The 6,124-nt window shown below is 55.7% G+C and carries 7 protein-coding genes; all 7 read left to right on the forward strand.

The annotated features are described in order from the left end of the window. The first annotated feature begins 189 nt into the window (after nucleotides 1-189). The 7 genes from IQ273_RS03455 to IQ273_RS03485 all read left to right on the forward strand — a co-directional run bounded on the left by IQ273_RS03455 (nucleotide 190) and on the right by IQ273_RS03485 (nucleotide 6,122). Complete coding sequence (locus tag IQ273_RS03455; RefSeq protein WP_194021777.1) at nucleotides 190-843, forward strand: CHRD domain-containing protein; 654 nt, start codon at nucleotides 190-192, stop codon at nucleotides 841-843. Nucleotides 844-1,003: 160 nt separating this feature from the next. Next, the gene (locus tag IQ273_RS03460) at nucleotides 1,004-1,585 is read left to right on the forward strand and encodes a sigma-70 family RNA polymerase sigma factor (protein WP_194021785.1); all 582 of its coding nucleotides are present in this window, start codon (nucleotides 1,004-1,006) and stop codon (nucleotides 1,583-1,585) included. A 4-nt stretch (nucleotides 1,586-1,589) separates the two neighbouring features. After that, complete coding sequence (locus IQ273_RS03465) at nucleotides 1,590-2,384, forward strand: anti-sigma factor (RefSeq protein ID WP_194021778.1); 795 nt, start codon at nucleotides 1,590-1,592, stop codon at nucleotides 2,382-2,384. Nucleotides 2,385-2,468: 84 nt separating this feature from the next. After that, nucleotides 2,469-3,908, forward strand: a complete 1,440-nt coding sequence (locus IQ273_RS03470; RefSeq protein WP_194021779.1) for an aminotransferase class V-fold PLP-dependent enzyme — start codon at nucleotides 2,469-2,471, stop codon at nucleotides 3,906-3,908. 574 nt (nucleotides 3,909-4,482) lie between these two features. Next, nucleotides 4,483-5,142 (forward strand): DUF3386 domain-containing protein, encoded by a 660-nt coding sequence (locus IQ273_RS03475; protein WP_194021786.1) that lies wholly within the window; start codon nucleotides 4,483-4,485, stop codon nucleotides 5,140-5,142. Between the two features lie 130 nt (nucleotides 5,143-5,272). Beyond that, nucleotides 5,273-5,806: an RNA methyltransferase gene (locus IQ273_RS03480; protein ID WP_194021780.1), complete on the forward strand. Its 534-nt coding sequence runs from the start codon at nucleotides 5,273-5,275 to the stop codon at nucleotides 5,804-5,806. Between the two features lie 31 nt (nucleotides 5,807-5,837). Continuing rightward, nucleotides 5,838-6,122 carry a 2TM domain-containing protein gene (locus IQ273_RS03485; protein ID WP_194021781.1) on the forward strand — a complete coding sequence of 95 codons (285 nt, stop codon included), beginning with the start codon at nucleotides 5,838-5,840 and terminating at the stop codon, nucleotides 6,120-6,122. Nucleotides 6,123-6,124: the final 2 nt, after the last annotated feature.

Below are 6,124 nucleotides of genomic sequence, written 5' to 3' on the forward strand. Positions count from 1 at the left end.
TTTCACATATAACGCTTTTAGCCTGCTTCTGAAAGATTTCACGGACGTTCGGGTAAATGCCCTGCCTGTCTCCACGCGATACTTTCACCGTTTGTGTTGAGTTATCTGCATCCAAATCAGAACGGTTGACGTACTAGCTGTGAGTCTCTACCTGCAGGGACATCAATTAATCTGTTGGATGGAAGCACTATGTTTAATGAACGAAAAAACCTGCGGAATAGCATCATCGTCTTGGTGACTTGCCTATTTGTGGTTCTCTTATATTCGCCAATGGTAGGTCGGGTGTTGGCCCAATCGCCGCTGGCGGCATCAAGGGTTGCGATGACTGCACCCGCCTTGGGCAATCGCTTTGCCGTCGGTGAACAAATTGACGCTAACCTGGCGGCGGCAACGGCTCCTTTGCTGGCTCAAGGAACTGCTAATCGCCCTATCGTCACCTATGTAGCTATGCTTAGCAGCCAGAACGTTGTGCCCAACTCGCCAATGACTAATGCCCGAGGGGTCGTTGGTGCAGCGTTGGCGGGCGATCGCCTGGTGGTACGAGGCAGCTTTCGGGAGCTGACCAGCGCTATGAGAAATTATGGTACCGATCCGGTTGATCCCCCTAACGCTAACATTACCTCTGCGTTCCACGTCCACCGGGGTAGCCCCAGCGAAAACGGGCCGTTCCAGTACGCGCTGGAGGTGATGATGGATGACACCGGGCGGGGTGGCAGCGCTATGGGCGACTATACTCTCACCCCCGAGCAGCTTCAGGCGCTGCAAAACGGCATGTTGTACGTCGATCTGCACACTACCCGCAATCGGGGTGGTGAACTGCGCGGTATTCTGATGCCCGCTTAGACTGCGCGCCCGTTATCCCATCGGGTGGCGGCAGTTATTGCAGCTGCTCGATAGGATAGCAATAGACACAAATCATGGCATTGTATAGAGAATGACTGTGGTATATCTTCGCCTCAGGGTAACTGAGATGGCGAGGCTAGTGTCTGAGCCTTCGGCGGATATGGACTTTGAACAACGGATCTCGACAGACGCCGGAACGCTGAGTGATGGAGACCTCTGGTTGGCCCTAAAGGCAGGGCAGACCGGTGCTTTAGGCTCGCTGTACGATCGCCATAGCGGTTTGGTTTACGGCATAGCGCTTAAGGTGCTTGGTCAGACCCAAGAGGCAGAAGATCTAACCCAAGATATCTTCGTCAAACTGGCTCGGTCTACGGCCTACGACCCGCAGCGTGGCTCATTTCGTACGTATCTAGCTATTTTGACGCGATCGCGGGCTATAGACCGGCTGCGATCGCGTCAATCGGCCCGCAATTCTGTGGCTCGCCTCCAGGCCGGTGATCAGCCCCAAACACCTACCCCGGCCGATGCCTTAATCCAAGGCGAACGCTCTGAGGAGGTTAGATCGGCATTGGCCCAGCTTTCGGCTAACCAGCAGCAAATTCTGCGGCTGGCCTACTATGAAGGTTTGTCGCAAGCCACCATCGCTGAGCAGCTTGATACTCCCTTGGGCACTGTTAAGACTCACTCTCGCCGGGGCCTGCTCAAGCTCCGGCAAATTCTCCAGGATCGTTGGGGTAACTAGTACTATGACCGGGTCTATCTCACCCGAACAGCTGCAAAACCTGCTGGCAGGCTACGTTCTCTACGACCTTAGTCCTGAAGAATCGGCGACCCTGGCTCGCCTAGTAGCGGCTGACCCTAGCCTGCAGCAAGACATTGACCAGATGCAGCAGGCCCTAGAGGTCGCCTACGATGGCGATCCGATTTCTCCTCCGGTTCACCTTAGGCAGGCCGTGCTGGGGGTGGCTGGCACCACAGACAGAGTTGCAACCCAGCCAGCGCTGGCGGCAGGCGCTGATCGATCTACGTCTGTGCCAGTGGTGCGATCGCGGCGCTGGCGGCTAACCTTAGGGGCCGCAGCCGCTGCACTAATTGCGGGGCTAAGCCTTAATAATCTGATGCTGTGGCGCACACTGCAGTTAGAACGAGCACAGCGACCCAGTGGCGAAACTATTACGGTTGCCCTTGGCTCCCCTGATTCGCTCGATGATGCCGCACCTGGACAGGCCCAGGTGGTGATCAATCCTGGTACTCTGGCAGGTTCGCTAACAGCAGAAAATTTACCCCCGCTGGAGCCGGGTAGTGTGTATGTGCTGTGGACGGTGCTAGACCCCAACGCCCCGGCCACCGTAGACCAAAAGAACGCCATCCTGACTACGGTATTTACCGTGGATGAGCAGGGCAACGTGACGCAACCGATTGATTTACCGGCAATATATCGTCGCGATCGCAGTCTGGTGCGGGCGGTCGCTATCACCCAAGAACGGGCCGATGCGCCCCAGGAACATCTATCGTCACCCATCTTGATTCAGCCTCTTTAGAGAGTGGTTTGGGCTAGAACAGCGGCATTAGCAAGGTCGCATTAGCGAGATAATTAAGCTATGTTCCCCCGCTAGAGGTGCCCGTTGGCTTTTCTTGCTCTGCCCGCTAATGCCTTTGTTGACCCCCAAGGCCATAATCGAGCGGCCATTGAGGCGGTGTTTCAGCAGGTGGCGGCGCAAATTCTCGACTACCTGGTTGGGGCGAGCGACTATGTACCGCTGCCAACGGTTCAAGACATTCCCTTTCAGGGTATTCCTGAACAGCCGACGGCGATCGCGCCCCTACTCGATGCTTTGGGCAATCTGATGGCCCAGTCGATGAACCCGTCCCACCCCGGCTACATGGGTCACATGGACCCGCTGCCCAGCACCGCCTCTATTGTCGGTGACTGGGTGGCGGCGGCGCTAAACAACAATATGCTGAGCGTTGAAATGTCTCCGGCCCTGTCGCGGCTAGAGCCTTTGCTGCTAAAGGAGATCGCTCAGCTCTTTGGCCTGGGCGAAAGGGCCGGGGGGCTGTTGACCAGCGGCGGTACCCTGGCTAATTTGCAAGCTCTGACGGTGGCTCGCAATGTCCAACTCGGCAGTTTGTACGAGGGGCTAGCCGGTGGGCCGCCGCCAGTGATCTTTGCCTCAGAGCTGGCCCACACGTCCATTCAAAAGGCGGGCATGCTGCTAGGGCTAGGGTTGAATGGGGTCGTACCAATAGCGACCAACGCTCGTGGCCAGATGGATATTGGCACTTTGGAAGCAAAAATTCAGGGTGCGATCGCCCAGGGGCAGAAGCCTTTTGCGGTAGTGGCGACGGCGGGTACTACGGTGACGGGCAATATTGACCCGCTGCCAAAAATTGCTCGCATCGCCCAGGCCTATGGCCTTTGGTTTCACGTGGATGCCGCCTACGGGGGCGCGATCGCGTTCTCTTCCACCCACCGCCACCGGCTGGCGGGCATTGAGCAAGCCGATTCAGTCACCTTTAACCCGCAAAAATGGCTGTACGTCACCAAGACCTGCGCCTCGGTGCTGTTTCGCGATCTGGGTTTGCTGCACAGCCACTTTCGGGTCTCGGCCCCCTATATGAATACCGAAGCCGACTGGGCTAACTTGGGTGAACTTTCAGTGCAGGGTACCCGGCATACCGACGTGCTGAAACTGTGGCTGACCTTGGCCCATCTGGGCAAGACGGGCTGCGCCGAACTAATCGACGCCAGTTATGTCCTCACGGAGCATTTTGTGGCCCTGGTGCGCCAGCGCCCCTACCTGGAGTTGGCCAGCGACCCAGACATGAATCTGATCTGCTTTCGGGGCTGCCCATCAGCGCTACCATCTGAGCAGTGGGACAGCTGGAACGCTGGCCTACAGCAGCATTTGCTGAACCAGCAACAGACGTTTTTGTCGCTGCCGGTTTTTCGAGGGCAGCGGTGGCTGAAGGCAGTGCTGCTCAACCCGTTTACCACAGCAACCCAGTTAAGCAATCTGTTTTTGGCGATAGATGAATATGCGGAGCAGGAGGGAAGTCCGTAGCGGCCTTGGGAGCAATGTCTGACGAGCGATCGCATGATTACCCCGCTTGCAGACACCATAAGTTATCCACAGCCGCCCAAAAACTGTGGATAACGTTCTGTTTTTATAAGCTAAACGCATTGCTGAGGTTAAAAACCCTGATGAGATAAGGGTTTAGGCGCGACAAGCAAAAATATCGCTAAAAATCAGCCTGTGGAAAATGCCAGCTAAACTTAAACCAGTGAGGGCTAATGTGCCAACGAAATTCCCAGCTGCATCAGCCTCACGAAGGTTTCGCCTAAATACCTGTTCGGGGTTGCACTGCGATTGGCCCAGCGGGCTGCGATCACGCCCTCAAACGGAATGTTTTTGAGATGGAATACTCTAAGCAAAGCCACAGATTCTTTACAATAAGAAAGCATCCTCCGTCAGACTGTAAGCCAAAATACATTTTAATCAGCTCTAACGCTTGATTTCGATTGGCTTCGTTTGCCCCAGGCGCAGACGGTGGAAGGTTAGAATCGGTATGCTAAAGAAGCCCCAGTGCAACAGTCCCATGCTGTTGCCCACCGATATTCACCGGGAGATTTTTTCGATGGTTGGAACTCAACTTGCCGCACGGGACTTTTTTCGAACGGCCTATGAAAACCGCTACACCTGGGATGCCGCCTTTCCCGGCTATACCGCCGACGTTACGTTTACCCACAATGGCCAAAGCCATACTGGCCAGGTCAAGGTCAGCGCTGACCTTAAGCTTGAAGTGACGGGCATTGCCGATGAAACGGCTCAAAAGGCTGTGCATGGTCAGCTGTTTGAGGTCTCTATTCACCGGGTTCGACGCGGATTTGAAGACACCCATGGCAACAACACCTTTAGCTATGGCGAAACCCTGGCCGATGGATCGGTCGAAATTCTCATGGGTGGCAAGGCCGAAGGCGATCGCTACCAGTTGAAGAATCAGGAAGTAACGATGGTGCACCGCCACATCCACGGTGTTGTCGTCACCATTCATACCTACAGCAGCCACAATACCGGGGCAGGCTACTTATCGCATCGTTACGATTCGGTCTACCACGACCCCAAAACCGGCGAGCAAAAGGGCGGCCTCAGCGATTTTGAGGACGAGTATACCGAGGTGGGTGGCTACTATATTCTCTCTCGCCGTGTCATTGAAACTACGATTGAGAATGGCACTGAAATGCAGGAGGACTCCCAGGAGTTTGTATTCTCTAACATTGCTTTGCTAGAGGCTTAAGCATCAGCTTGCGTGGGCAGGAGGAGATCCTTTACCCGCTCTGCCTGTCTAGGTGGGGCGGGTCTTGCACGGGGTTTACCATCCGCTATCTCGGTATCTGTGCGCGTTCTTTGTGCATTGTTTTTTGCCCATGGCGCTAGTCCGTACCCAGTATCCCACCTTGCCCCGCCACGCTCTGATGGTTTGCGCCACCCTGGTGGAAAATCCGACCAATCTGGGCATGCTCTGCCGCACTACCGAAGCCTTTCGGTTGGAAACCCTGGTGCTGAGCAATTTAAAACTAACCCAAGCACGCAAGTTTCGTCAGGGAGCGGTGTCCACCCATCAGTGGCAGCCGTTGATAGGGTGCTCCCCAGAGCATCTGCCCCAGTGGTTAGGCCAGCAGCGGCAGCGAGGCTATACCCCCATTGCCCTCGATCTGCAGCCTGAAGCTGTGCCCTTAACCGAGATGAGGTTTCCAGAGCGGGTGGTGCTCGTGCTGGGGCGCGAACTGACCGGTATTCCCCCATCCGTGGCGGCGGCTTGCGACCAGGTGGTGATGATTCCCCAGTACGGGATGGTGCAGTCGCTGAATGTGCAGACGGCGGCGGCCCTGGCCATATACGCCTATATCGGCCAGTGGGGCATGGTTGCGTCGTCTTTAGCCCACACACCTTTAGAATGAAGGATGTAGCTTTGATTGTGATATTTGGCCTATGCCGCCCCGTTGGCCCCGTAAACCCACCCGAGAAGACCCTGCCTACCGCAAGTTAGAAGACCGCATTAACTTCGCGGTGCATGTAGCGGCGTTTACCGCCGTAAATTCTGGGTTGTGGTTTTTTCACACCCTAGATTCCGATTGGGTGCCCTGGGTCGCCAAAGTAACGCTAACCTGGTTGCCCGTGCTGGTAGGCAACGCCGTTTACATCTTTGCGATCGCAGATTATTCCCCTTTGCCTCTTTCTCCCACCGTCAACCCTGACCCCAACGGAGAGTCTTAATT

The organism is Nodosilinea sp. LEGE 07298 (genome assembly GCF_015207265.1).
Lineage (GTDB): Bacteria > Cyanobacteriota > Cyanobacteriia > Phormidesmidales > Phormidesmidaceae > Nodosilinea.